The sequence below is a fragment of the Faecalibacterium sp. I3-3-33 genome, assembly GCF_023347295.1.
GTDB lineage: Bacteria > Bacillota > Clostridia > Oscillospirales > Ruminococcaceae > Faecalibacterium.
The window spans coordinates 1,066,681-1,091,875 of the sequence record NZ_CP094469.1 but is presented as its reverse complement, the minus strand read 5'-3'; the positions used below and the strand labels follow the sequence as shown (position 1 = coordinate 1,091,875).

At 49.2% G+C, this 25,195-nt stretch carries 28 protein-coding genes; 1 reads left to right on the top strand and 27 read right to left on the bottom strand.

Annotation, left to right across the window (positions count from 1 at the left end):
* Position 1: 1 nt before the first annotated feature.
* From MTP39_RS05310 to MTP39_RS05290, 5 genes are all read right to left on the bottom strand, one after another.
* Complete coding sequence (locus tag MTP39_RS05310; RefSeq protein WP_097781979.1) at positions 2 to 799, bottom strand: DUF6551 family protein; 798 nt, start codon at positions 797 to 799, stop codon at positions 2 to 4.
* Entirely contained in the window at positions 796 to 1,785 is a 990-nt protein-coding gene (locus MTP39_RS05305; protein ID WP_249241724.1) for a hypothetical protein, read from the bottom strand. The genes MTP39_RS05310 and MTP39_RS05305 overlap by 4 nt, the downstream gene beginning before the upstream one ends.
* Positions 1,763 to 2,008 (bottom strand): hypothetical protein, encoded by a 246-nt coding sequence (locus MTP39_RS05300; RefSeq protein ID WP_097783479.1) that lies wholly within the window; start codon positions 2,006 to 2,008, stop codon positions 1,763 to 1,765. The genes MTP39_RS05305 and MTP39_RS05300 overlap by 23 nt, the downstream gene beginning before the upstream one ends.
* 415 nt (positions 2,009 to 2,423) lie before the next feature.
* Positions 2,424 to 2,750 (bottom strand): helix-turn-helix domain-containing protein, encoded by a 327-nt coding sequence (locus MTP39_RS05295; protein ID WP_165852872.1) that lies wholly within the window; start codon positions 2,748 to 2,750, stop codon positions 2,424 to 2,426.
* Positions 2,740 to 2,964 (bottom strand): hypothetical protein, encoded by a 225-nt coding sequence (locus tag MTP39_RS05290; protein ID WP_249241723.1) that lies wholly within the window; start codon positions 2,962 to 2,964, stop codon positions 2,740 to 2,742. Before MTP39_RS05290 ends, MTP39_RS05295 begins: the two co-directional genes overlap by 11 nt.
* A gap of 423 nt (positions 2,965 to 3,387) precedes the next feature.
* Between MTP39_RS05290 and MTP39_RS05285 the strand changes: the two genes are divergently transcribed.
* Positions 3,388 to 3,747, top strand: coding sequence for a helix-turn-helix domain-containing protein (locus MTP39_RS05285; RefSeq protein WP_394803416.1), 360 nt, complete (start codon positions 3,388 to 3,390; stop codon positions 3,745 to 3,747).
* Between the two features lie 87 nt (positions 3,748 to 3,834).
* Here MTP39_RS05285 and MTP39_RS05280 read toward each other — a convergent pair whose 3' ends face one another.
* From MTP39_RS05280 to MTP39_RS05175, 22 genes are all read right to left on the bottom strand, one after another.
* Positions 3,835 to 4,053 (bottom strand): hypothetical protein, encoded by a 219-nt coding sequence (locus tag MTP39_RS05280; protein ID WP_117948370.1) that lies wholly within the window; start codon positions 4,051 to 4,053, stop codon positions 3,835 to 3,837.
* A gap of 138 nt (positions 4,054 to 4,191) precedes the next feature.
* Positions 4,192 to 4,623 carry a winged helix-turn-helix domain-containing protein gene (locus MTP39_RS05275; RefSeq protein WP_117948369.1) on the bottom strand — a complete coding sequence of 144 codons (432 nt, stop codon included), beginning with the start codon at positions 4,621 to 4,623 and terminating at the stop codon, positions 4,192 to 4,194.
* A 104-nt stretch (positions 4,624 to 4,727) separates the two neighbouring features.
* The gene (locus tag MTP39_RS05270; RefSeq protein WP_242699649.1) at positions 4,728 to 4,901 is read right to left on the bottom strand and encodes a hypothetical protein; all 174 of its coding nucleotides are present in this window, start codon (positions 4,899 to 4,901) and stop codon (positions 4,728 to 4,730) included.
* 88 nt (positions 4,902 to 4,989) lie between these two features.
* Complete coding sequence (locus MTP39_RS05265; protein ID WP_249241722.1) at positions 4,990 to 7,404, bottom strand: ABC transporter permease; 2,415 nt, start codon at positions 7,402 to 7,404, stop codon at positions 4,990 to 4,992.
* A gap of 14 nt (positions 7,405 to 7,418) precedes the next feature.
* Positions 7,419 to 8,084 carry an ABC transporter ATP-binding protein gene (locus MTP39_RS05260; protein WP_249241721.1) on the bottom strand — a complete coding sequence of 222 codons (666 nt, stop codon included), beginning with the start codon at positions 8,082 to 8,084 and terminating at the stop codon, positions 7,419 to 7,421.
* A 197-nt stretch (positions 8,085 to 8,281) separates the two neighbouring features.
* Positions 8,282 to 9,604 carry an ABC transporter permease gene (locus MTP39_RS14085; RefSeq protein ID WP_442899418.1) on the bottom strand — a complete coding sequence of 441 codons (1,323 nt, stop codon included), beginning with the start codon at positions 9,602 to 9,604 and terminating at the stop codon, positions 8,282 to 8,284.
* 3 nt (positions 9,605 to 9,607) lie between these two features.
* Positions 9,608 to 10,660 (bottom strand): ABC transporter permease, encoded by a 1,053-nt coding sequence (locus tag MTP39_RS14080; protein WP_442899417.1) that lies wholly within the window; start codon positions 10,658 to 10,660, stop codon positions 9,608 to 9,610.
* Positions 10,661 to 10,674: 14 nt separating this feature from the next.
* Positions 10,675 to 11,340, bottom strand: coding sequence for an ABC transporter ATP-binding protein (locus tag MTP39_RS05250; RefSeq protein WP_249241720.1), 666 nt, complete (start codon positions 11,338 to 11,340; stop codon positions 10,675 to 10,677).
* A 5-nt stretch (positions 11,341 to 11,345) separates the two neighbouring features.
* Entirely contained in the window at positions 11,346 to 11,606 is a 261-nt protein-coding gene (locus MTP39_RS05245; protein ID WP_249241719.1) for a hypothetical protein, read from the bottom strand.
* Positions 11,607 to 11,774: 168 nt separating this feature from the next.
* A complete protein-coding gene (locus tag MTP39_RS05240) occupies positions 11,775 to 12,806 on the bottom strand; it encodes a sensor histidine kinase (protein ID WP_249241718.1) in 1,032 nt (343 codons plus the stop codon).
* A complete protein-coding gene (locus MTP39_RS05235; protein WP_249241716.1) occupies positions 12,803 to 13,495 on the bottom strand; it encodes a response regulator transcription factor in 693 nt (230 codons plus the stop codon). Before MTP39_RS05235 ends, MTP39_RS05240 begins: the two co-directional genes overlap by 4 nt.
* Positions 13,496 to 13,703: 208 nt before the next feature.
* Positions 13,704 to 13,829 (bottom strand): helix-turn-helix transcriptional regulator, encoded by a 126-nt coding sequence (locus MTP39_RS05230; RefSeq protein WP_249241715.1) that lies wholly within the window; start codon positions 13,827 to 13,829, stop codon positions 13,704 to 13,706.
* Complete coding sequence (locus MTP39_RS05225; protein ID WP_249241713.1) at positions 13,816 to 14,907, bottom strand: acyltransferase family protein; 1,092 nt, start codon at positions 14,905 to 14,907, stop codon at positions 13,816 to 13,818. The genes MTP39_RS05230 and MTP39_RS05225 overlap by 14 nt, the downstream gene beginning before the upstream one ends.
* A 352-nt stretch (positions 14,908 to 15,259) precedes the next feature.
* Positions 15,260 to 16,645, bottom strand: a complete 1,386-nt coding sequence (locus tag MTP39_RS05220; RefSeq protein ID WP_249242036.1) for a relaxase/mobilization nuclease domain-containing protein — start codon at positions 16,643 to 16,645, stop codon at positions 15,260 to 15,262.
* Between the two features lie 431 nt (positions 16,646 to 17,076).
* Positions 17,077 to 17,409 carry a plasmid mobilization protein gene (locus MTP39_RS05210; RefSeq protein WP_249241711.1) on the bottom strand — a complete coding sequence of 111 codons (333 nt, stop codon included), beginning with the start codon at positions 17,407 to 17,409 and terminating at the stop codon, positions 17,077 to 17,079.
* The gene (locus tag MTP39_RS05205; protein ID WP_249241710.1) at positions 17,406 to 19,019 is read right to left on the bottom strand and encodes a helicase C-terminal domain-containing protein; all 1,614 of its coding nucleotides are present in this window, start codon (positions 19,017 to 19,019) and stop codon (positions 17,406 to 17,408) included. Before MTP39_RS05205 ends, MTP39_RS05210 begins: the two co-directional genes overlap by 4 nt.
* A 79-nt stretch (positions 19,020 to 19,098) precedes the next feature.
* Positions 19,099 to 19,287 (bottom strand): transposon-encoded TnpW family protein, encoded by a 189-nt coding sequence (locus tag MTP39_RS05200; protein ID WP_249241569.1) that lies wholly within the window; start codon positions 19,285 to 19,287, stop codon positions 19,099 to 19,101.
* Between the two features lie 106 nt (positions 19,288 to 19,393).
* The gene (locus MTP39_RS05195) at positions 19,394 to 21,259 is read right to left on the bottom strand and encodes an AAA family ATPase (RefSeq protein ID WP_249241709.1); all 1,866 of its coding nucleotides are present in this window, start codon (positions 21,257 to 21,259) and stop codon (positions 19,394 to 19,396) included.
* 12 nt (positions 21,260 to 21,271) lie between these two features.
* Positions 21,272 to 22,843: a MobQ family relaxase gene (gene mobQ / locus MTP39_RS05190; protein ID WP_442899422.1), complete on the bottom strand. Its 1,572-nt coding sequence runs from the start codon at positions 22,841 to 22,843 to the stop codon at positions 21,272 to 21,274.
* Positions 22,844 to 23,113: 270 nt separating this feature from the next.
* On the bottom strand, positions 23,114 to 23,431 hold the full coding sequence (locus MTP39_RS05185) for a DUF3847 domain-containing protein (protein ID WP_249241706.1): 318 nt from the start codon (positions 23,429 to 23,431) through the stop codon (positions 23,114 to 23,116).
* Between the two features lie 95 nt (positions 23,432 to 23,526).
* On the bottom strand, positions 23,527 to 23,991 hold the full coding sequence (locus tag MTP39_RS05180; RefSeq protein ID WP_249241705.1) for a DUF4411 family protein: 465 nt from the start codon (positions 23,989 to 23,991) through the stop codon (positions 23,527 to 23,529).
* Positions 23,991 to 25,163 (bottom strand): XRE family transcriptional regulator, encoded by a 1,173-nt coding sequence (locus MTP39_RS05175; RefSeq protein ID WP_249241704.1) that lies wholly within the window; start codon positions 25,161 to 25,163, stop codon positions 23,991 to 23,993. The genes MTP39_RS05180 and MTP39_RS05175 overlap by 1 nt, the downstream gene beginning before the upstream one ends.
* Positions 25,164 to 25,195 lie beyond the last annotated feature (32 nt).

Sequence of the window (25,195 nt, the reverse complement as noted above, 5' to 3'; positions counted from 1 at the left end):
ATCACCGCTTGCAAGGCAGACTGTGGGCACGGCCAGCACCGTTGTAGATGGACAGGATCTGTTTCATGTGGCGGTCTGCCACATTGCCAGTGTCGTTTTGTGCCAACCGGGTGATGGTCTTGGGATGCACTGTGCGCAGCCGGAGAATCAGCCGCTCCCGGCTGTATTCGCCCTGATACAGAGCCAGAAAACGAGCCATGCCATGCAGGATGCCCGACAGGAACGAATCCGAATCGCCACCCCAAGCGTCTACGAGAACGCTCAGCATTTCACGGTAAAGTGATGCACCGTAGCTCTTGTAGATGTAGTAAGCCGAGCGGATGCAGTAGATTTTCCACGGGGCACGAATCCCATCCAGTGCAAACCGAACGCCTGTGTCCTCCGTTACCGAAACAAAATCGCAGGCGTTTTCTTCGTGTGCCACCAGTTTGGCACGAAGCTGTTCACCAGCGGTCAGTTCGCTGGAAATGCCTGTCTGCACAGCAAACAGCAGAGCTTCATGCTCTTTAGAAAGGCCGTAGAAGACCTTGCAGCGAATCGGGAGGTCACGCCCACCGTTGCACGTTTTCCGTGCCTCAATGGTGTTCTGGCCATCAAAGACGAAGTAGCGGCCATCCCGGTAGCTGACCTTCGGCTCATTGGCGATGTACTCCGAAAAGTTTGCTGCGATTCGTGCAACCTTGCCCATGCGGAGCAGCCGCTGATATTCGGCGCAGGGGTTCAGCAGAACGCTGTCAACGTACCGCACTTCAAAGTTGCACTCCGGCAGGCTGGAAAGGTTCAGGTTAGAAAGCATCATAGCGTTTTCTCCTTTATTTTCAGAAGATACTGTACGGCATCTTCGGTCAAGTCATGAATGATCTTGCGGCAGTCCGAATCTTCAAAAACATCCGGGTATTCTTTGAAAATGCTATTCCAGCGGCGAATGAAGTCCTCTTTTGCACCCTGTACCTCGCACATCATCAGGGAGCCGTTTGCAACGACCCGTTCCTGATAGCGGTTGTCAATGGATGCTTTCAGAAAGGTTCTTTCTTCGGTAGTAAGCTGGCGTTGATGCCCTTGGATGCTTTTGCTGATTTCAGAAAGCGTTTGTTTTGAAGAAGATGTTTCGGCTTTTCGAGGCTGACGTTCCTGCTTTGGCTTCCGCAATTCTGCGAGAGCCGCAGGGATTTCTGCTTTTGGCGTTTTTGCCAAGGCGGTGATTTCTGCATCCGTTGCCTTGATGCGCCCGGTCAGGATTTCTTCTCTTGCACCGGGGACTGCATCTTCCGCAGCGTCTACGCCTTTGGCATACTTCTCTGCTCTCTTTACGGTAGCCGCCCCAACGCCGTTTTGTGCGGCAATGCGCTCACAGGTGGAGAGCTGCTTTGCCCTCAATGGATCATTTTGAACCATTGAGGTGAACCGTCCGTTCTCATCGTGTGCCCGCTCTTTGGAGCCGCCCCGTGCCAGCTTTTCGGATTCATACAGCTTGCCCATCAGAAACTTCTTCCGTTCCGGGTCGAGATTTCTGCGTCCAAGCTGGTTCTGGCAGATCCATGAGAGAGCTGCGTAGCGGTTGGCCAGTTCGATCTCCTGTATCTGGTAGACAATGAACGGATGCTTCCGCAGGATGCGGTAGCGGGTATGCCCGTCCAGAATAAAGCCATTCCAGATGATAATGGGATTCAGCAGCCGCCCTTCGTGGAGAATGTTCTGCTCAAGCTGTTGTTCTTCTTCAAAATTCAGGGGCGGGATCTTGCCCTGAAATTCCGGGTCGATTTTAAGCGCATTCAGATTCATCATCGAAATGGCCTCGCTTCACATACTGCCCAGCGTTCTTATCGGGCTGTACATAATAATCGAAACCATAGCGAATCTGGCAGTAGGTGCAGACATCCTTGATCTTCTGCTTAGGGTCTGCGCGCCGGACGCGAACGCCCTTTGCCCCCTGAAAGGAATCCAGACAAATCGGGCAGAGGGTAGTCAAGCTGGCTTCGTCTACGCAGTTGTTATAAAATCGACTCATATAGATTTCCTCCATATCGGTATTTTGATGGGAAATGTAAAACCACCAGCCGAGAAATCCTCAACTGGTGGTTTGAAAAATACTGTTTTTCTCCTATTTGTCCTCGACACCCCGGAGGTGGGAACTTTTCGGCGGCGGATTTGCACCGCTCCATTGGCATCTCAGCCACCCCGTCTGCTTTCTGACCGGGCCGCGAATTACGGAAGTATCATTGTCTGGAAGTACCGAAAAGCTGCTTCTTCAATTTTCAAGGTACACGGTACAGTTTCGGGTTTGTCGTCCCCTGTCAGGGGGGCTGCCCTTGCTGTGACCATAGTGTACTTGAAAACTGAAGTTCTCGTTAGGAACCAGTAGTTCCGGTTTTGCCATTTTCACCGGAACCAATCGTTCCGGTTTACAACAGTAAAGCGTTTAATCAAGCGGATTCGCCCAGAATTTCCAGCATAACAAGAATCCGCCGCTGCATTTCTTTCAGTTCTTTGCGGAGCATTTGCAGCTGATCTTGCAGTTCCTGCTCCCGCTGGGACGCAGACACACCTAAGACGATGTAGTCCAGCGAGGAGCCAAATCGCTCCCGCAGCTCCACAAAGAGGTCGACAGACGGAACTTTCTCACCCTTCTCCAGATTTCTCATATAGCGGTCGCTGATGTTCAGGTCAATGGCAAGCTGTTCTTGTGTCACTTCACGGTCTTTTCGGAGGTTTTGGATTCGTTCACCCGTTGCAGCAGGATCATAATACATCACTCCCTCCGTTTCTTCCGCCGAGAGTGGGCGGAGCTTCATCTCCCATGCCGGATACGGCCAGCACATGATTTTTCACCAACATGAAAATACGGTCGGCATCAGCGCCATGGTTTTTGGTGCGCTTTTTGACGTTGGAAACTTCCAGCAATCGAGACAGTCGGAAGTACCATGTGGTCATCTTGAACCACGGAAGCAAATAGGTCGATTTCATTATCAATAATCCTCCAGTTATTTTACGGAATGTGAGCATTCGGACAAAAAGGATCGTGGTGGCCCACGACACCTTGCCCTTAAAAGCGCAAAAGCGCCAGCCTCCCATGGCGGGAAGCTGGCGCAGCATTGCACATCGGCATGATTATAGGCGGTGAAACGGAACGATTGTGCCGGTTTGTTGACATTCTGGTCTACGGCAGCAGACAGGCTTTTTTTGATGCGTTACCCCAATAAAAAATCACAGTACCCTCCATAGACGGTAACTGTGATCTTGTGGCGCAAGGAATCGCCCGGACGAGTTACCGTTTTTTTATAACTCGACCGGGAAATGCAGAAATCGGCATTATACTTCCTGCTCGCAGGAAATACAAGGTTATACCGCGTCATTCACCAGAACGATACAATACTATTGAGGTGAACGATGATGCCGAATTCTGACTTGAAAGTACTTGGAGAAAAGGTTCGCAAGGAGCGCAAGCTGGCAGGTTTAACCCAAGAACAGCTTGCTGAACGCTGCCATGTTTCAACGAAGCATATCGCCAACATTGAAAAAGGCAGCATGAATCCGTCTTACGAAATTCTTTTGGCGATTGCTCGTGTTCTGCCGATTTCGCTTGATGCGCTGATCACTCCGGGGATGGACAAGACGGAAATAGAATTAAAAGAGTTCAATCTAATCTATCTTTCCTGTCCAGAAGCAGTGCGGGAAACCTTAATGGACTCGACCCGCACACTGGCAAAGCATCTGACAGAGTTTTACAGTAAGATTGAAAATCCCTGAAAATGTTTTGCTTGTGGTACAGTATAGCACATTTTTCAAAGTCACTATACCAAAACGAACCCAAAAGCAAACCAATTTTATACCAATTCAGTCGATTCCCAAGCTGACCTGAATCTCTGTTTCCAAATCATTTTCCAATGCCGTATATAGTTCTTGTGGTGTACGGCAAAGAATTGCATTGAAATTGATAGGGTCGCCCTCATTAAAAAGCCTTACATATCCCCAGCGGCATGGAACAACGTCCAAATAGGTCGCAGACTCTAAAAAGCTATGGAAGTGGGTCAATACTTCTTCAAATGTTCGCATGGTCTGACCTCCTGAATTAAGTCATCTCTATTTTAGAATATTCATGGTCATCTATGCAAGGATGCCGATTTCGTACAGCGTAGAAAACGCAAAAGCCATACCGAAAGATCCTGCTGGGATCTCACGGTATGGCTTTTATTACAGATTGCGATTCGATTGCACCAATTCCGATGATGGGACAAATTGATATCCAATGTTGGAAACCGTTTTAATATAACGGGGGTGATCTTTGTCATCCTCTATTTTCTGACGGATTCGACCGATCGTGCTGGTGACGGCTCTCAAATAGCTATCGCTATCCTTATGCCAAACTGCTTCAAAAATCTGCTCCTTTGTAAACAGTTTGCCCGGATGCTGTGCCATCAAACTCAAAACACCGTATTCATAACGGCTCATATACACCTCCGTTCCGTGTTTGAAAACACGGTGGTGTTCCAAGTTGATCTCCAGACCGGGACTTCTCAGAACGTCTGTGGGATTCCGCATCAGATCGACCCATTCAAAAATCGTCTGCTCTTGCGGTGGGCAGTGATCCTTCGTGATGCGAACAACAACTTCGATTTTTTGCATACAATAGATAATCCTCCCCCAAAGCCAAATCTATATCACCCGATATGGAAAATCGGGTATAGCTCGCATATCCGCATTGACCGTGCACTACGATGCAGTGTGCTTTAGCCGCCGTCGTTTTTGGAATCCCGAAAGTTCAGAGCCGCCAGCAGGCATCCAAACGCGCCTGCCCAGAGAAGGTCGGTATAGAGCCATACTTGGAGAATGGCAAAAATCACCCCTGCGATCAGCAGCAGGATGCCAGCCGTTAACAGCAGACGTGCCGATAACTGCTCCATCTTAGGTATCCCTTTCTGTGCGAAGATAGTGCTGCACCCGGTGGACGTCCCCGGAACGAACTGCAATGTACCACAAGGATACAAAAGATCATTCCTCCCTAATGGCAGACAAGATGCTTGTTTTCTTCAACTCAGATTTTGCGTATACAGTGAAAATCAAATATATAATTGCTAAAACAACGACTAACGCCAGTAGAAACAGCCACGGCAATACCAACGTAATGCAATGGTTCACCGCATCCAATCGTCTACAAACAATTACACTTAAAATGCTTCCAAATACAAGAGCTATTACCAACGAACCTCCGAGGTAAATTCCTATCTCCCTATCCAGCATTGCTTTCAACTGTTGCCGTGTTGTTCCAACAGCTTCAAGCAAACCGAATTCACGCTTTCTATTCTGAAAATCAACCATAAGCATATTCACAAGACTGATACTTCCAAAGACGAACAGAATAGCAGAAGTCATATATAGAGCATTTATAGATGCACTGTATCGATGCTGAATATTTTTAATCGTTTGTTCAATCGTATTTACTTCTATTTTTTCATTTTTATCCGCAATCTTCTGAACTGCGGTCAAAACTTCATCAAAACGTCCCTCTGAATTTTTAACCGCCAGAATCCCCGTCTGTTCCGTTATCCCTGTCAGTTTCTTTGCTGTGTCATAAGTCATAATGAAGTAGGGGCTTCCTGGAACAACCGGGCTATCCTCCATTAAATCAGACCTATTGTATGTGCCTACAACAACGGCTTCAACATCAAAGGTTCTACCATCAAAAGCTCTGCCCTCAATCTTCAAAGCATCGCCAACTTGTGCTATATCTTCTGCAACCAATATTCCATTTTTCTCAACCATATCGTCGTAATCTGCTGTTCCAGAGGATAACACCGCCTGCTTTTCTTCTGTCTGTTCCCGATTTATGGTTGGAAAGAAGTCTGAAATGCTCGTGATAGAACCACTTTCGCCCGAAAAAGTAGCTGTCATATAAACGCTGTCAAATGCGGTAATCTTTTCTATCCCATCTACCTTTTCTAATTCCTGCATCAATGCCTGATCTTCAAGTGGATTTTCTTCCAGTTGCAATTTTGCACTTCCGTATGGCTCCGCTTCGTTATCGAAAGAGCTGCCAACTGTATTTCTTATTTGTATAAGAATGTTACCGGCAGGATAATATTTGAAACTTGCCTGTTTTGCCGGATCAATAGAACCAGCAACCGTAGAAGTAACCAGTAAAAGAGCTCCGCTTACTCCAAGCATTAAAAGCGTCAGAACTGCTTTTTGTTTGTTTCTTTGTATATTTATTTTCGCCAGATTAAACGGCGTAAGTTTCCGATGCAGTTTTGAGCTGCTTTTTGCCTTTCCAGCATACGCAAGGTATTTAGCACCCTCTACCGGGGAAGTATTCATTGCTACTCGGACAGGCTTAAAAATGGCAATATTCACTGTTACAAAGGCTACCGCGGCAATCAGTACAGCATAAATAACTGTTGTTTTTAGCCGGAATCCATCAGGACAGCCAATAAATCCAATCAGTACACCAATGACAAGCCCCAAAGGAATACCAGATAAGGCATATAAACGTCCCTCTTTACTTGCCATCCGTTTAATCTGTCTTTTTGTCATGCCAACTGTCCGCAGTTGCCCAAACATCTGAACATTTTTTACAATCTTTGTGTAAAAAACACCATAGACAATCGTTGCCGCCAAAATAGCCGTCAACGCCGCCAGTAGTGGTACTGGAATCGGAATACCCGATGTTATCACACCCGACATAACAGCAGAATACTCTGTAAGCATTACCTGTTCCTCGACAATGCCTGTATTTTGTATTGCTTTGCCGGCAAAATTAAGAATAGCCGTGGAACTTATGGCGTCTGTATTCAACCGCGTATATGCTGTAACCTGAAAAGAATCTTTTGCCAAATCTTGGGCAAGCTCTTTACTAACATAAATAAAATATCCGTTGCTTTCTTTCGTATTATTCAAAACACCTGAAAGTGTATATTCTGCTTTCTGTCCTGTTCCAGTCAGGTCAATAGAAATTGTATCGCCAGTCTGATAGGATTTTCCTAAAAAATCAAGGTAGTTCTGGGGGAGCATAATCTCATCCGCTTTCTGCGGCACACTTCCCTGAAAAGTTTTTTCTTCCTGATGTAAAAAATAATCTTCATTTCCATAAGCAACAGTGATTGTTTTATTTTCAACATAAAACACACCTATAGCGGAATATTCGCCAACCCATGTAATATTTTCGTTTTGATGCAGCTGAGCCGTTTGTTCGTCTGTAACTCCCAAAATGCCAATCTGCGCTTTATTCCTCTGTGTGTTCTTGAATTTCTCTTGTGTACCTGTTGATATTAGGAGAATCGAAAAAACCATACAGACAGAGATGGCGATTGTCAAAAGCAGAAATGCCTTGTTTCTCTTATCCGCTTGCATACTCCTACCTGCCAATTTTTTTACAATGGCACTTGTATCATTTTCAAAAGGCCATGTCATAGTCTGCCACCTCCTTACTCCACAATCTTGCCATCCTCAATGCGGACAATCCGATCTGCAAGGCGGGCTATGTCGTTATTGTGGGTAATCATCACAACAGTCTGCCGGAACTCCGCACTTGTGCGCTTGATAAGCCCCAGCACCTCGGCGCTGGTCTTGCTGTCAAGGTTGCCGGTCGGCTCGTCGGCCAGCACAATAGCCGGTTTGGTAATCAGGGCGCGGGCAATCGCCACACGCTGCTGCTGGCCGCCGGAAAGATTGTTCGGCATATTTTTCAGTTTATCTTCCAGCCCCAGCAGGTGAACGATTTCGTCCAAAAACTTCTGATCCACCGTGTCCCCGTCCAGTTCCACCGGCAGGACGATGTTCTCATACACATTCAGGATGGGAACAAGGTTATAGTTCTGGAAGATAAAACCGATGTTGCGGCGGCGGAAGATGGTGAGCTGTTCGTCGTTCATTTTCGACAGCTCTTTGTCCCGGACAATCACGGTTCCGCTGGTGGGAGTGTCCAGCCCGCCCATCATGTGAAGCAGGGTGGACTTGCCGCTGCCGGAGGTTCCCACAACGGCCACAAACTCACCGTCATTTACGGAGAAGTTCACGCCGTCAAGGGCGCGGGTGACATTCGGCTTTGTGCCGTAATACTTTTTCAGGTCGATAGTCTGTAAAATGCTCATACTCAAAACTCCTTTCAAGGCTTTCTGCCTGCTGATAAGGGTATTGTAAAACCCAAATGTCCGCGAAATGTTACAGCGGCCCAAAAATTTCATTGAAAATCGGGGTGAAATGTTACAGCGCTCGGACATTTCAAAAATTTTTTGAGAAATGGCGAAAAAAGCGGGGCAGCACACGCCGCCCCGCCGATCCCATACGGTTATTCCATCGCCCGCATTTGTTCAATCAGGGATTGCTTTTTCTGTCTGCGGATTGTCCATACAGACAAGATCAGTTCCATTCCGAACAATACCAGAATGAACAGTCCCATTTCCAAAACCGGGAATTTGTAAGGCACTACATTTCCGGCAAAAGCTCCTATACTCATTTTTCTGCAAGCAAAGATGGAAGCCGGAAGCCCAACGATCAGCGTCGCCAATGTTGCAAAGAGCGCATAGCACAGCCCCTCACAGATGTTCATTTTACATAGCTGTTTTTGTGTTAGGCCGATAGAACGCAGAATACTGTTTTCCTGCTTTCGGGCTATCTGGTTAGAGAGTGTCGTATTGATAAGGTTGATAACGCCAAAGAGAAATACCAACCATGAAAGTATCTCCATACTGCCAAACGCAAAAGAATTTGTCATTTCTTCATATTCAATCACTGTATTGATTTCATCTAAGGCAATATTACTATGGCTGGCAACAATATTTTTCAATTCAGCTCCCACATAGTCCGTTTTTTTAGGGTCATTTACAATGCTCCATGAATAGTCAAAAGAGGTGATTTCCGGGTGCAGTTCGTGGAACAACGCTTCTGGTGCAAAAAGAGTTGCCCCATCTAAGGGCATCCTGCCATGTCCTGAATATACCTTTGCAGGAGCGTATAACCCCGATATGGTAACAGAAACGGATGGCTGTTCTTCTCCCAAAGAAATCTCAACCGTTGAACCAACACCCATATCCTCATTCTGCTTTAGCACATTATAGTCAATTACAATACTACGGGAATCTGTTGGCATGGTTCCCTCTGTCAGAGCCGCTTCAACTGCCGCATAATTCTGGTCGGTCAGCATATCGCACATACCACCAGCTTGATGAATCTCTGTTTTATAAGTTGCATGGAGAGATTGCCTGCTTGGAATTATATCTGTAACGCCATCAATAGATAAGATTTCCTGCTTTAATTCCTCATTCAATGGATTTCCCGCTGCCATAACCTTTTCTTCTGTCATTTCAGAATCCAAATAAATTTTATAGTCGCCGTCTGGGAAAAACTGTCTTGCAAGTGCCTCTGGTGAGCGCAGCAAAACAATGGAGGATACCACAAGCAGGATAATTCCGCCCAAACTCAATGAGGCTACAATAGCAACGGTCTTTTTTCGGTCACGCTTGAAATTCGCAATTCCCATTGAAACAGGATTGAGCTTGATGTTCTTTTTCCGGCTGCGGATGTCCTTTTGTGCCGGGGTAAAACGAACGGCATCAATCGGGGAAATCCCTGCCGCAATTTTTACCGGCTTACGGATGGAAACAGATACCATGATTCAACTACTTATAAGTGTCAAAATAACCGTTGCCACATAGGAAACAGCGTTAAATCCCTTGGGAAATAGAAGAAAACCGCCGCATACACCCAGCACTGTACCAATCAAAATTCCGATACTGCCGAGTTTGCGTCCCTCGTTCTTTACAATCCGCTTGATTTGCTTTGGTGTCGCACCAATCGTCCGAAGCTGCCCGTAGCTTTGGATTTTGTCATTGATGGAGATACGGAAGATACTCTGGATCACAATATAGCCGCCAATCAGAACAAGGGCAATCACACCTGCCATCAGTGCAAAATCAAAGGATTTAGAAGCATAGGCAAAATACTTACTGTTCATTTTGGGCATAGGAAGCTGATATTCCTCCGCAATCTCCCTGCAATAAGAGGTCATCAGTTCTTCGCCCAACTGGTCGCTGTTTTTGAAATGGACATAGGCGCGATAGCCAGCCGGGTCAAACCCGTTCCATTCTGTCAGGGCAGCGTTGGAAAGAATGATAGCGCAGGTATTCGCTTCTTTTTCATTTACGCTGTCCGTAATGCCGGTAACGACATAATCACCATGAAAACTCTCTGTATCCAAGGTCACAGTGTCCCCGATCTTGGCATTGTTTCCATAGGTGGAAAGAAAGTATTCGCTTACAACAACTTCATTTGCTTTTTCAGGAACCCGGCCCTCTAACAACTCCATCTGCGCCTTGGCAATCTCCATCATTTGCGCGTCACAATACACATAGGACGCATGATAGCCCTGTTCTGAAAGTTCCTCACCCAGCATATAGTAGCCGCCTACGCGCTCAAACTCTGGAACTCCTTTTAGGGTTTCAATGTCGTTTTCCTCTACGCCCATCCAGACCGCCTCATAAGTATCGACAACCTGATTGCGCTGCATTTGTGTCAGGGAGGTAGATACAATTCCCGTAAAGCAGATCAGAAATGCCGCCAGCGCAACGGCGATTACCACCATCAGATTCCGGCGCTTCTCGCTTTGCAAACTTTTATTTGCCAGCTTCTTTGTAATGGCGCTGGTATCATTTTCAAAAGGCCATGTCATAGCCTGCCACCTCCTTACTCCACGATCTTACCGTCCTCAATGCGGACAATCCGATCTGCAAGGCGGGCAATGTCGTTGTTGTGGGTAATCATCACAACAGTTTGCCGGAACTCCGCACTGGTACGCTTGATAAGCCCCAGCACCTCGGCGCTGGTCTTGCTGTCAAGGTTGCCGGTCGGCTCGTCGGCCAGCACAATAGCCGGTTTGGTAATCAGGGCGCGTGCGATAGCCACACGCTGCTGCTGTCCGCCGGAAAGATTGTTGGGCATATTTTTCAGTTTATCTTCCAACCCCAGCAGGTGAACGATCTCGTCCAAAAACTTCTGATCCACCGTGTCCCCGTCCAGCTCCACCGGCAGTACAATATTCTCATACACATTCAGGATGGGAACAAGGTTATAGTTCTGGAAGATAAAGCCGATGTTGCGGCGGCGGAAGATGGTAAGCTGTTCGTCGTTCATTTTTGACAAGTCTTTGTCCCGGACAATCACATTGCCGGAAGTAGGGGTGTCCAGCCCGCCCATCATGTGAAGCAGGGTGGATTTGCCGCTGCCGGAGGTTCCCACAACAGCCACAAACTCGCCGTCCTCCACGGAGAAGTTCACGCCGTCAAGGGCGCGGGTAATGTTCGTCTCTGTGCCGTAATACTTTTTCAGGTCGATAGTCTGTAAAATACTCATAAAATTCAATCCTTTCTTTGTTTGTTGTAAATGCGGAACGCTGCCGCGCCGGTGGCCGCCAACTGTACCAGAATCAGCACAGCGAACAGCCCGAAGCTCTCATAGTAGAACAGTTCATCCCAAAACAGGAGAACATCACAGAGAGCAGTAAAGGCAACCGTCCAGCGGATGTGCCGGGCCAGCCATTGCCGGAACACCAGCACAAGGACAGCGGGTGGGACGATCAGCAGCGCCAGATTCAAAATCAAGGTCGGGGTCAGTTCCATTGCGTCGCCTCCTTGCTTTTGTTGATAAGGGTATTGTAAAACCCAAATGTCCGCGAAATGTTACAGCGGCCAAAAAATTTCATTGAAAATCGGGGTGAAATGTTACAACGCTCGGACATTTCAAAAAAATTTTACGGCGGGCAGCCGGAAATGGCCGTCCGCCGCGTTCTATTTAGTCGGCAGCATAATAGAAAATTCCGAACCTTTGCCCGGCTCCGAAACCACTTTGATATAGCCGCCCTGCCGCGTTACGATCTCGCGGGCCAGATACAGACCAATGCCCACGCCCTGTTGTTCGTGTACTTCTTCCTCACGATAGAAGCGCCGGAAAATGGCGGCCTGATTGCTTTCGGAAATGCCCTTGCCGGTGTCGGTCACTTTGATCTCCACATACATTTCCCACAGCACCACCGACACAGCGATTTTCCCGCCTGCCGGGGTGTACTTTACCGCATTGTCCAGCAGGTTAAAGAGGGCTTCGGATGTCCACTTGCTGTCATGGGAAACGGCCAAATCCTCCGGGCAGTCCACGGACACGGCAATTTCCTTTTTCTCCGCTGCATACACGATCCCACTCATGGCCTGCGCCACGGTATCAAAGAGGCGGCCCGGCTTCTTATCCAACTGGATCACGCCCGTTTCCAGCCGGGAGGTTTTCACAAGGGCCTGAAAGAGAAAGTCCAGCTTATCCGTCTGGGTGCGGATTCCCCGGATAAAGTCGGTGCGCTCCGCCTCGGTCATAGGCTTTTCCAGCAGCGTGTCCGTCGCCATTTTCAGATTGCTTACCGGCGTTTTCACTTGATGGGAAATATCCGATACAAGGGTCTGTAACTCCTGCCGTTCCTCGTCCACCCGGCGGCGGTTCTCCTGCATGATCTGATAGAGCCTTGCCAGCCGGTGTCCAATTCTGGCAAGCTGGGTTTCGCTGTCCTCTGGCCGCTGGGGTGCTTCATTTCCGGCGATCATGTGGTCTAAAGTCTGGCATAGGTCAGCGGTAAACTGCGACAGCCGCTTTCCAAACGCCTGCGTCAGTACAAAAATCCCCACAAGGGCGCACAGCAGCAGCGCCCCGCCCGTCAGCAGCACCGCCGTCTGTTTTGTCACAAGAAACAGGGCTATGGTGATCCCGGACATGGAAAGGACAAGCCCCATTGCTACCCGGCCAAACAGCCGCTTTACCGAGAGGTTTTGCAACTTCATTTTGCCTCGCCTCCCGTCCATTGATAGCCCATGCCGTAAACAGTTTTGATGTAGGGCGCGCCGCCGTCGGATTCGATCTTACTCCGAATCCGGCTGATGGAGGTTGTCAGGGTGTGTTCGTCCACAAACCTCTCGTCTATATCCCACAGCTTTTCCAAAAGCTGCCCACGGGTCAGCACTTGCCGGGGATTTTTGCGGAACAGGTTCAGCATTTTGTACTCCATCGGGGATAGGGTCAGGGGCTTGCCGTTTAGGGAAGCCGTCTGCTCCGAGAAGTCCAGAAACAGCCGCCCGTCGTCGTAAATGTCCTTGGCCGGTTTGTGGTGTTCCAGCATGGCAAACATGGCTTTGATTTTCCGCTGCAAGGCCCCGATCACAAAGGGCTTTGTGATGTAGTCCACCGCACCCACCTCATAGCCCCGTATCTGGTCGCTCTCCTGATCGTTGGCGGTTAGGAAAATCACGATGGTGTCCGAGTGCTGGGGCTTTATCAGCTTGCACAGCTCAAAACCGTTCCCGTCCGGCAGGTTGATGTCCAGCAGCACTAAATCAAATTCCCGCTGGCGGATGGCGTCGGCGGCGGTTCTGGCATTTAGGGCAGAAGTCACGCCGTAGCCGTCTGCGGTCAGGTTGTAGGCCAACATCTTATTCAAAAAACTGTCGTCCTCGACAATTAAAATCTGCTTCACATCCTCACTTCCTTTTCTTTTTGCAAATAGTATAACAGGCAAATGTCCGAGAAATGTTACAAGGACAAATATATTTATCATTTTACAGCTTTTTTCTGTGTACTGCAATTTAATAAAAGAAAGGACAGCAGTATCAAATTGCTGTCCTTGCGGTTTATTATAGCTGGTAGTGTATAAGCGTGGATTCATCATATTTGGTGTGGTATCTTTAACTATGGGAAACTCCTGTTTCGTACTTGGATAAGGTCTGACGTGTCACGCCAATCTTTTCGGCCAGCTCGTCCTGCGAAAAGCCGTGGAGCTTCCGCAACGAAATCAGATTATCTTGAAACATGGTTTTTCTCCTTTTTAATTCCAAGAACGCACCAGCGCAGAATTGATATCCGGCTGATGAGTTCGTTCAGCAGGAACGCACCCGCAAAGGCACCGATGCCCACGAGCAGATAAACCAGCACTTCCGGCGTGTCCGAGGCGTGTTTGTGCAGTTCATACGAGATCACCGCAATAGGCAGATAATGAAAAATGTAGATGCCCCACGACTTTTTCGCCATCCAACGAGTGAAGCTGTTTGTAGTATCGGCATAGTTTTTCATTGTTGTGAGGATGCCAAGAATGGCAAACCAGCAGTAAACGCAGGCGTGGATATTGTTCAGGACTGGCGCAATGGCGTAATTCTCACCAAAGTAACGCAGGGTGTAGGAGATGCCAAGCACAGCCGCTGCCAAATCGAATAGCCACCACCACTTGCACAGCCGCTCAATCACTTCCTCGTGGGAAAACAGGAAATATCCTGCAAAGAAGCAGAACCCATAGATGCCAAACCGATAAACCGTGACGATGGGAGTGTTCAGCACCTGTGCAGAGCCATAAACGGCAATCGCCAGCAGCACAATGCTCCAGATCGGTGCTTTGGAACAGAAGTCCCAGACCCGGTCTTTTTCCATTTTCCGAATAGCCAACAAAAGCATGGAGAACAGCCAGAGCATCTGGATGTACCACAGCGGCCCCACGCCAGACAACACCGTGATTAGATACAGCACAGGTTTTGGAATCGCAGTCATGTCCACCCCGCCGCTGATTTTTAAGTTGTAAATTCCAAGAATCCAATGGAATGCGAACAGACCAATCGTAGATGGAACCAGCAGCTTGCGCGTTTTGTCCTTCAAAAATTGTTTCGTGGTGTGGCTTTGGAGATAATACCGCGCACTCATGCCCGATACAACAAACAGCAGAGCCATGAACCAAGGGTAAACCAGATATTGAAAGCCATCCTGTATCTGATGTTCCCGGAATGGCCCAATCACGCCAAAGGGCTGCACTCCGTTGAACATATAGACCACATGGTAAATCACAACAAGGACTACGGTCACCCAGCGGATATTATCCAGATACAGTTTTCTTGCAGAGTTCATGTCATTCCCACCTTTGCAATGATTTTTAACACAGTATAACACAAAGCTACTTTCTATGCGACCAACTTTCCTTGGCAGAACCTTTTGAGTTTTGTTAAAAATCGTTGCGGTGCTTTTTATCAGATTCTGTGCAGGACTGCAATCTTAATGTAATGGGTACGCAGTAGGAGCAAGCAGGGCATTCGTCTATACAAATGCTATTTTGCTTTGCAAAATGCTTGTTGGGCTGTGCCCAAACCCCATTTGTTCTGCATCGTGCCGATGCAGGCTGCGCGTTTGTTTTAAACACTTTTATAACAAAAAAGATAGCCTAGGGCTCTTCCACGAGGGAAGAATCCTAGGCTATCTTCATTTATCGGGACTTCGTTTTTTCTGCGCTGCTCTTTTCCTCTGCAAAGAACAGTTCTACATTTCTCTTTGCACGAAGAAGCTCCTGCATTTCTTCTTTCGCTTTTCGATAGTCCGGGTAGCGTGCTTTCTTTTCTGTCAGCAGGTTGGAATATTCCGCGTCTAACTCTTTGACCTTGGGAAGCGTTCTCAAATTGGATTCATCAAATGCTGCCTTCGCCGCTTTGTGCAGCGTGATTTGTTCCCGGTGTTCTTCCAAAAACTTTTTGCTGTACCCAGACTTACGGTAGGCATCATACACAGGTCGTGTCCTAGCGTAGTTGACGATGTGCGTCCGCAGGACAGCAATCTCTGCCATGCGTTGCTCTGCGGCCTTGATGGAATCGCCCAGTTCGTGATAGTGAGCAGTAGCGGCATCCACACGCTCCTGCATTTCTTCGATGCTGCCGATTTTATTTTTCTGCAAAAAAATCAGGGTCTTGGACATCTCTTTCAAATTGTAGCGTTTCGCCCACCGTGCATAGCCTTCGCTTTTGCCCTCGGAGAGCTTTGCCTGAATGTCCACCAACAGGTGGAACGGCTGCTCTTTCGGTGGCTGCTTCTGATGCAGGCGGTGTTCGGCTTCTCCGGCAATGACCGCCTTGATTTCATCTTCACTGTATCCTGCGCCCAGTGTCCGAAAACGGATAAAGCGTTTCTGCCGTGTTCCTTTGACCGAAGTGTACTTTCCCCGTTTGATTTTGTAGCCCTGCTGTTCCAGCTTTTGAAGGAAGCCCTCGAAACTTGCAGGTTTCTCGTTCAGCAGGATGCCGTCGATTACAGAACACAACTTGTCACGATTGCTTTCTTTGGGTGGATAAAGAGTGCGCTTCTGCCGCTCCCGGTACGGCTTGATTTCAATAACAGACAGCTGATGTTCCAGACAAATCAAATCGCTCAATCGCTGTACGGCCAGCCCGGACAATAAAAAATCCCGGAATTTCCGGGTGCTGTCCAGCGCAGTGGAGTTATAAATAATGTGGTTGTGGATATGCTCCCGGTCCGTGTGGGTGGCAACGATAAACGCATACTTGCCTTTTGTGAAACGCATTGCCAGTTCGTAGCCCACCTTGTTGGCTTCCTCGGCGGTGATCTCTCCGGGCTTGAACGACTGCCGAATCTGATAGGCAATCACATCACTTTTCTGCCTGCGACCGGTGGCAAGTTCGTATTGGCGTTTGGAGAGCATAAATTCTTCATCCACGGTCAGGGGACTGCATTCGTAACTGCTGACCAGTTCGCCCTGCTGTGTCTTGTCCGGGTTCTGGGCGTAATCCGTGCGGCTTTTCAGGCAGGCCGCAACGGATTTTCCCTTGTTTTTGTGCAGTGCAATCAATCTTGTTGCAGCCAGTTTGACCACCTCCCGGCAAAAAGAAAATGCCGCACAGTGGCGGCATAAAAATTTTATAATTCTGCAATCCAGCCGCTGAACCATTCCACGGCTTCTACAATGACCGTTCCGGCGGTGAGGAGCAGGAAGCAGCCAAACTCTGCCACCAGCAAAATCAAAAACTGCAGCCACTCCCGGCAGTACAGGGTATACAGACCGCAGCCGAAAATATACAGCATGGGCAGTGTCAGCACAAACGCCGACAGGTTCAGCGTCCATTTCAGCATCAGCACCAGAAATGCACTCAGGAGAACCACAGGAAACAGGAGAGCTTTTGCTACGAATTTCATATTGACACCGCCTTTCTGCTTTCAGTATATGGATAGCGCATGAGCCTGTCAATGGTGTTGCCCCTTATGTATCCCCGCAGTCCTCCAACTGCGGGGAAAATTTTAGAGTTCTGCCAGCCGGGAAAGAATCTGCCGACCAATCTCGATCAGCTCATCCAGCCGCTGCCGCAGGTCCTCCATGTCGGCGGCGTAGACCCGACCGTTTTCATTGGCGGCTTTGGCGTACTGGTTCAGGTTGTTGCTGCACATTTGAAGCAGATACGCCATGCGGCGCAGTTCTTTCAAGTCCAGATGCAAGCAGTAACCATCCAGTGCCATCTTGCGGATATAGGCACTCAGACTGCGGATGCCCATGCCCAGCATCTTTTCATAAATGCGGTTCTTCTCGGCTTTTGTGGTTCTCAGGATGATGATTTCGTCCCGCTTTTCCCTCACCGGGCATCACCGTCCTTGTCCAGATAGCTTTTGAACGGACGGACAGGTTCAGCTTCATCTTTTTTCTCATCCAGAGCCGCCAGCACCGAGGGGCGGCGAGAGACATTCTCCTGTTCTTCCTCGTCCTGTTCCGGCTCATGGCTCTTTTCGTCCACATCCAACTGAGCGTTCAGTTCCGCAAGCCGTGCGGATTTTTCTGCCAGTTCTTCCTCCTGTGGGAAGGGCTTTTCCACCTCGATTTGCGCCGCCGCCTGCTGCTGATGCAGGGTGTCCAGTTCGTTTTCTGCGGCGGTGATGCGCTCCGGGAAGTTGTTCAGGGAGTTATCCAGACGGATAATGTTGCCCAGCGGGTCGGTGCCCAAGGGCACCGTGTACTTCCGCTGCCCTTTCAAAAGTGCCTGATATTCCGTTCGGAAAGCATCGAACCGCAGGGACAGTTCAAAGCCCCGGTAGCTGCCGATCACTTTTTCCTCGGCGTTGGGCAGCTCGGAACAGGCAAGCACCAGCCGCTCACCGGCGGTCTTTTTCTCGCCGTAGGCAACGCCCTTGATGACCATGCCGCAGAACTCCTCCTTGCCCTGCGGATGGGCGGCGGCAAGCTGTGCGTCCGCTTTCAGCCCGGCAATGTGAGCGTTCGTTTCCTGAATGTCAGCCGGAAACTTGGTCAGCAATTTGTCTTGCAGCCGGAATTTCTGGCTCTGGTGGTCAGCTTTCAGCACCTTCAGCTTTGCAACCTGCACATCCAAATCCATCTTCTCCTTGATGAGCGGATTTCCGGCACACAGTGCCTTGATCTCTGCATAAGAAAGTGCCTGTTCGTCCACATCCTCACAGGAGCGCACGGGGGATTTACTGGTCATAATTTGCGAGATAAATCGCTGTTTATTCTCCAAAGTCTGATACAAATACGAGTCAAATGTCCCTTCCGTAACGTAATTGAACACCTTGACTTCCTTATTCATATTGCCCTGCCGGATGATGCGACCATTGCGCTGGGTCATGTCGCTGGGCTTCCAGCCAACATCCAGATGATGCACCGCCACAAGTCGGGACTGGACGTTGGTGCCCGCTCCCATTTTCGCCGTGCTTCCGAGCAAAACTCGCACATCGCCGGAGCGCACTTTGGAGAACAATGCCGCCTTTTTTGCTTCGGTATCTGCGTTGTGGATAAACTCGATTTCGTTTTCCGGCACACCGGCAGCAACCAGCTTTTTGCGAATGTCCTCATAGACGTTGAAATTGCCATCGTTTTTGGGTGTGGAGAGGTCGCAGAACAAAAGCTGGGTCAGCTTCTGGTCCTTGCCCTCCTCCCAGATCTTCAGCACGTTCTGCACACAGACGTTCAATTTGCTGTTGGGGTCGTCCGGCAGCATGGGGTTCATCAGGCGCACATCCAGACCGATCTTTCTACCATCATTGGTGACGCAGAGCATATTGTCCACGGACGCATCCACCGTGCCGGAGTGGATTTCTGCCGCACGTTTGCTCAGTTCCTGCACCATTTCCTTTTGAATTTCGGACGGTTTTGCCACCACCGTTTCAAACTTCGCTTCCGGCACAGGCAAGTGGAGCTGGTCGCTGGTTTTAATGTCCGCAACCTCCTTGAACATGGACATTAACTCCGGGAGGTTGAAAAACTTGGCGAACCGGGTGCGGGCACGGTAGCCGGTACCCTCGGGCTGGACTTCGTCAAGAGGTTTTCGGTAATTTTTCTAAATTCATCAGGTTGTCCGCAAGGAAGGCCCTTGTGACCTCATGTCTGCACATATCCTTGAACATCTTTTCAATCGGCTTTTTGGCGGTTTCGGACTGCTTCACGCACACAATAAAGGTGGTTTTGCCAATCTGCACCGAATAACTCGAATTCTGATTCTCCATTTGATTTCTCCTTTTATCGTCACTTTTTGAATTTGACTGGCAGACTGGCAACTGTGGGTGTACCATGAAGTTCTTGCCAGCCAAAATTTTCTGCCAACCAAATGGCTTATTCCATCCAAAAGACCTTTTTGCGGCCTTCCACAATCTTGCTTTTCAGGGCATCGCCCAGTTCCCGTTTGGCATCCCGGACAGTTCTGCCGGGGATGCCCCTTTCCAGAGCCGCCTTGTCGATGTTCTCGCTGAGCACCTGCTTTCCTCCGGCAAGCAGGGTGCAGATCAGGTCTTTGGCTTGCTGGGTCTTGGTTTCACGCTGCGGCTCGATGCCGGACAGCATTTCGTCAGCGGTGATGTCGTACTCGCCGACCCAGTGGAATCCACTTTCATCGCCCAGCGAGAACGCCAGCGATGCACCCGGCGGGGCAAGCGAACTTTTCTCATGGGTCAGGATTCGCATAGTCGGGTCGTGCTTCAGCTTGCCGATGAACATGACGCTGCGCACAGCGGCGGCAATGTCGATGGAGCCGAGACCACGTTGCAGGCTCTGCATCCCGGCTGCTTTGTTCAGGTGCCCAATCAGCAAAATAGCGCAGCCTGTTCGCTGCGCTACCTGTCCCAGCCGCATGAAGATGGGCCGGACTTCGTTCGCCCGGTTCATGTCCACATCGGCACCGAGATACGCCTGGATCGGGTCGATGATGACCAATCGGGCGTTGTTCTCGATGATGGCTTTTTCAATTCGTTCGTCCGAAAGCGTCAACTGCACATCGCTGTCGTCAATGACAAGCACACGGTCAAGGTCTGCACCCGCTTCGATCAGGCGGGGCTTGACCGTATCGCCCAGACCGTCCTCGGCGGTCTGATAGATCACGTTGAACGGTTCCAGACGTTCCATGTTGGGCATCAGCTTTCCGTTGGTGCAGGCGGCGGCAAGGTGCATAGCAAAATAGGTCTTGCCCTCACCGGGATTTCCTTGCAGCACACTCAGCTTTCCAAAGGGAAGATACGGCTTCCAGAGCCAGTCCACCGGGGTTAGTTCCACATCGCTCATGCGGATGATCTTGACAGAATCCTTTTTCGGCGGCTCTTTCAGAACGGTGCTTTTGAAATAATCCCGGTTTGGAATCTCTGCCCGGTGGACAAGAACTTCGTTCCAGTCCTTTCTGGTGGGCTGAATGCGGGTCACGCTCACGGTGTCCGGCAGCAGAGCAGCCAGCCGCTTGCAGGCATCCTCTCCGGCTTTATCGGCATCCAGACAGAGGAACGCACGTTCCATGTCCGGGCGTTCAGAAAGAAACTGCTGCAATGCCTTTGCAGACACACCGCCCAGTGACAGATAATTGTGCTGCTGCCAGTTTTTCGGAAACAGCTCAATGAAAGACAGCAGGTCGATGGGGGCTTCAAAGACCAGCAACTGCTTGTCGGTGCCACGATGGGCAAAGCCAAATGCCTTTTCTGCGCCGGCTGCATCCTGCCGGAACTTCTCCCGAATCCCACGGCTGCTTGCATAGCGTGGATGCCCGTCTGCATCCCGCCCCACAAAGACCACGTTGTGGTGAGCAGCATCCTCGTAAATATCTCCGGCGGCAATGAAGAAGTTCACCAGCGAGGGACTGAGTTTCCGTTCCTGCGTCAGATAGTTCAGGATGTTGGCATTGGTGACGTTCCGCAGCGGCAAGCGAAACGCCGGAGAGGGGGCGGGGTCAGTCTCCGGCTGGGCTTCACCTGGCTCTCCGGTCAGCATCTGCACCGCTTCAGGGAAGGACTTGCCGTAAAACTCCATCACAAAATCGACCGGATAGCCGCCCTTGCTCTGGCTGTGCCGGAACCATTTGTTTCCGCACACGGTCAGACTGTCGTGAGCTTTCCAGCGATACTCTTTTCCGCTGTGCACCAGCGTTTCGCCCTGCGCACGGAGAAAATCTTCCAGATTGGCGGCGTTTGCACGGTCAATTTTGGCTTGCGTGTAGGTCATATTCCTTCCTCCTTAAAGTTCCGGTGTGTTCTTCTGCTGCTCCGGTCTCTTCGGGGCGGCGGTGGCTTTGGCTTCATGCAGCTTCTTCAGCACAGATTCTTTCTCCGGGGTCTTGCCGTCCGATGCGGAAAGCTGCTGCTTATTCAGCACCATGTCGATATACTTGCGGATATTTTTCAGCGCGGTCAGGTCGGGTTGCAGGGCTTCAAGCTGGCTGCGCAGCTCGGCGCTGCCCGATTGCAGCACCGAAAATTCGGCATCCAATGCCGAAAAATCCACAGTTGTGCTGCCGTTCAGTTTCATCAGGGTGCGGACAGCTTTGTTAAAGGCGTCCAATTCCTCTTTGTGCTGGGCGGCATAAGCGTCCTTGATCAGCTTGAAGTTCTTCTTGATAAAGGTATCATGGATGGGCTTCAGCTTGTCATGGACGGCGGCAGCGTCCTTGATTTGAGCAATTGAACGCATCCGGTTCTCGTTCTGCTTCAACTGTCTGCGGAGAGGGGCGGCAGTCTGGTTCAGGTCTTTGATTGCAGCGTTCAAGTCCTCGACCGTGTTCAGCGAGTGGGCTTTCAGATAGTCAACAGCCTGCATGACTTCGGAAAGGTCACGGGCTGTGCATTTTATCTGCGCCTTACTCGACCACCCGCTGCGCTGCTCATTGCGGAGGTTGAAGTAGTCCACCAGCAGATTGGACAGCGTGGGTTCCTTTGCTTGTTCCAGTGCATCCAAAAGAATCTGCTTCTTTTCGGCCAGGTCTGCGATCCAGCGTTGCAGCCCACGGATGGTGCTGCGGATGGACTGCATCAGGCTGTTGGCAGTGCGAATATCCCGATTGAGATTTCCGAGAAAGGTTTCGATTCCTCGCTTCTCCATCTGGTGAGCAGCGGGGCCGAGATGGACGGTCGGAATCTGCTGCACTCCCTGCCGCTCGAATGAGCGGAGGTCAACACGTTCCGGTCTGCCAGCGGCTTCCAGATAGCGGTTGGTGATAGTCTCCCAGCTATGCCGCCAGACCTCGGCGTACTTCTGGTCGTTCCAGTCCACCGTATTTTCTTTGTGGCATTTCCAGTTGCCGGATGGGAGTTGGATGCGCTCGCCGTTCTCGTCAAGGTCGTAAACCTTGCGGGCTTTCGGGAGCCACTTGCCATGTTCGTCCATTGCCCGAATCGTCAGCAGAATGTGGGCGTGTGGGTTTCCATCGCCTTTGTCGTGGATGGCAAAGTCGGCTATCATGCCTTTGGAAACAAACTGCTCCTGACAAAATTCCTTTATCATGGAGAGATACTGTTCCTTCGGCACCTCCACCGGAAATGCCAGCACGATGCGCCGGGCAAGCTGGGAGTTCCACTGGTTCTCCACAGCTTCCACGGCGTTCCAGAGGGTTGCCCGGTCTGCAAATCCGGGCGGCGCATGGGACGGCAGCATGATTTCGGCGTGGACAAGCTCTTTCTTCTTGTTGTAGAATTTCGTTTTCTGGTCGTACTCGCTGAACAGCCGTTCACCGCTCTGATAAGCGGCCCCGGCAACAGCGGACTGTCCTTGGCTACGCTTGACGATGGTGATTTTGAAATGCGGACACGGAATAGGCATCACCCCCAAACAAAAAGACCGCCCAGCAAGATTGCTCTTGATGAACGGTCTGGAATCATATTCGGTTGTGCTCGCCGCCTTGGGAACGGAGTGCCGTGCGCTTCGGTCTTAGGCGGGAGCCGCAAAAGGATAGCTGCGGAGCAGCGCAAGGAAAATGCAGTTTTCCTTGTGATGGAATCGGGCTGGCGCACAAACGCCAGCTTCGATTTCATCGAGCCGTCTGCAAGACCGCAATTTCACCGGAACGGTGTATAATTGCGCCCTTTATTCTAAAGGGTTTTGGACGTTGCTGCGTTCGTGAACATCATGCACCATCTTTGCAAGTGCCAGCACGACTTCAGGCTGGCGGAACGAGATTTTCAGCAGTTCCATCACCTGATCATCGGTCAATTCTCCCGGACAGACCAGAAAACTTTCCAGCATTCCAGCACGAGTGCAAAGACGATGCACGCGCTCTTTTCGGTTCAGCTCTGACATCTGGCGTTCAAGAATCTTCTCTCGGTGCTGGCAAGAGCGCAGCTTCTGCTCTGCTTTGGCTTTTTCGTTGTGGAGGTAGGCTAGGTCTGTTTTCGGTTGGGTCATGGCATCACACTCCTCTTTTATGATTGGTATATGTAAGGAATACAAAAAGCAGGAAGCATCTACTCCTACGAAAGTTGCTTCCTGCTATATTGCTATTAAAAAGTCAGTTTCATCTCACGGGTAAACTCAACAAAGTTGATACATGTAACCCCATAGGCATCACAGATATTGGGGATTTTGGGAGCATTAAGACTATTAGAGCGAACTTCTTCTGTAACCAATGCGCAGTGCTGTTCTTGCGCAAGAGCTATTACAAAAGGATCTGCGTTGTTTTGTTTCTTTCCGCCCTCAACAAGCCCACGATGCTCTGATAAAATTTTGCGAACCTTTTCTTGAATGGAAATTTCCGATGGTAAAAAATATTCTTTCCTACTTTTCGCCCATTCGGATAACGAATCGTCACTTCTTGTTAGCTCATCATAAACTTCACGGCTCGATATTATCGTTCCACTCGCCATGAGTTCATCAATTTTATTCCATACAGAAGGATAAACATCTCTTGGCTGCCTCTGATGTAGATTGATAAATATGTTAGCATCAAATACATATTTGTCTCCCACTAGAAGCACCACCTTTCCAGTTTCCCGAAATTTTTAGCTTTGAGATTTAGTAAATAACTTGACGTATCTCTTGCCGTTATCTTCTCTGCGTAGTAAGCATTGAGTACTGTCCTTGCATATAGTTTTCCAACTTGTGACACAGTATCAGTGACTGGCGGAAGAAAACCTTTTTTGGGTTTTTGAGCTTTATACGCTTTATACTCATCCGAATACCGATTAAGCGTTTCATAATAAAACGGCTGAGAGATAATGTTGAGTTCCCAAAGGCAGTGAAGAATAACTTGCTTACTTACCGCAAAGTCTTTTGCTATTTTGCCGACACGTCCATCATCAAAGCCATAGATTTGAATCTCTTTTATAATTGGGTGCTTGGCAATACTCGATTTCGGAACCAACACCATTCCTGCAATTTGATTGCATCGTAATTCCAATTCATTATTAGAAGTGGAATTTTCAGATACATCTGTGCAAATTCCAGATGTACGGGTGACAATATGAACAAGTTCATGACAGAGGGTAAATAATCTTGCCGAAGGTTCGTCTTTTCGATTCAGAACGATTATCGGCATTTGCTCATACGCAACAGATAATCCTCGCATTTCACTCGTTTCTATTTTTGCAGCTTGAAATACAAGTACATCTTTTTTTTCCAGGGCTTCTACACAATGGGATAATGCTTTTTCGGGATAGCGAAACTTCTTTTGGGTAGTCATATTCAGATTTAGCAGTTCTCGAATAACCTTTGCGATTTCCTCGTTGCTGCTTTTCACATCAACTTTAATCGGGAAATCCAACGTTTTCTTGCCGATTTCCTCGTACAAATCCAACATGGAGTCTCGGCGATCCTCAATGTCCCTTAAGAGCCATCTTAATTCACGAGATTCTGTACTCTGAACACCCATGTTTCCAAAAGCACGATAGTCCACTTTGCTAAGTCGCTTCTTCTTTTGAGGCGTATCCGGAAGATAGAAGTAAACAAACGGAACCCTATACTGCCTAGCCAGTTCTTTTGCCTGAGTCAATGTCGGGTAAGATATTCCATCTTCCCATTCTTCAATTTTTTGAGGTGGGATTTTCATTTTAGATGCAATTTCATCAACAGAAATGGCATCCAATTCTCTCGCCCAAACAAGAACCTCTGGCGTTACCAAAGCGGGAATCGATTTTGCCATAACATCCAACCTCCTTTCTGAAACTCAACCCA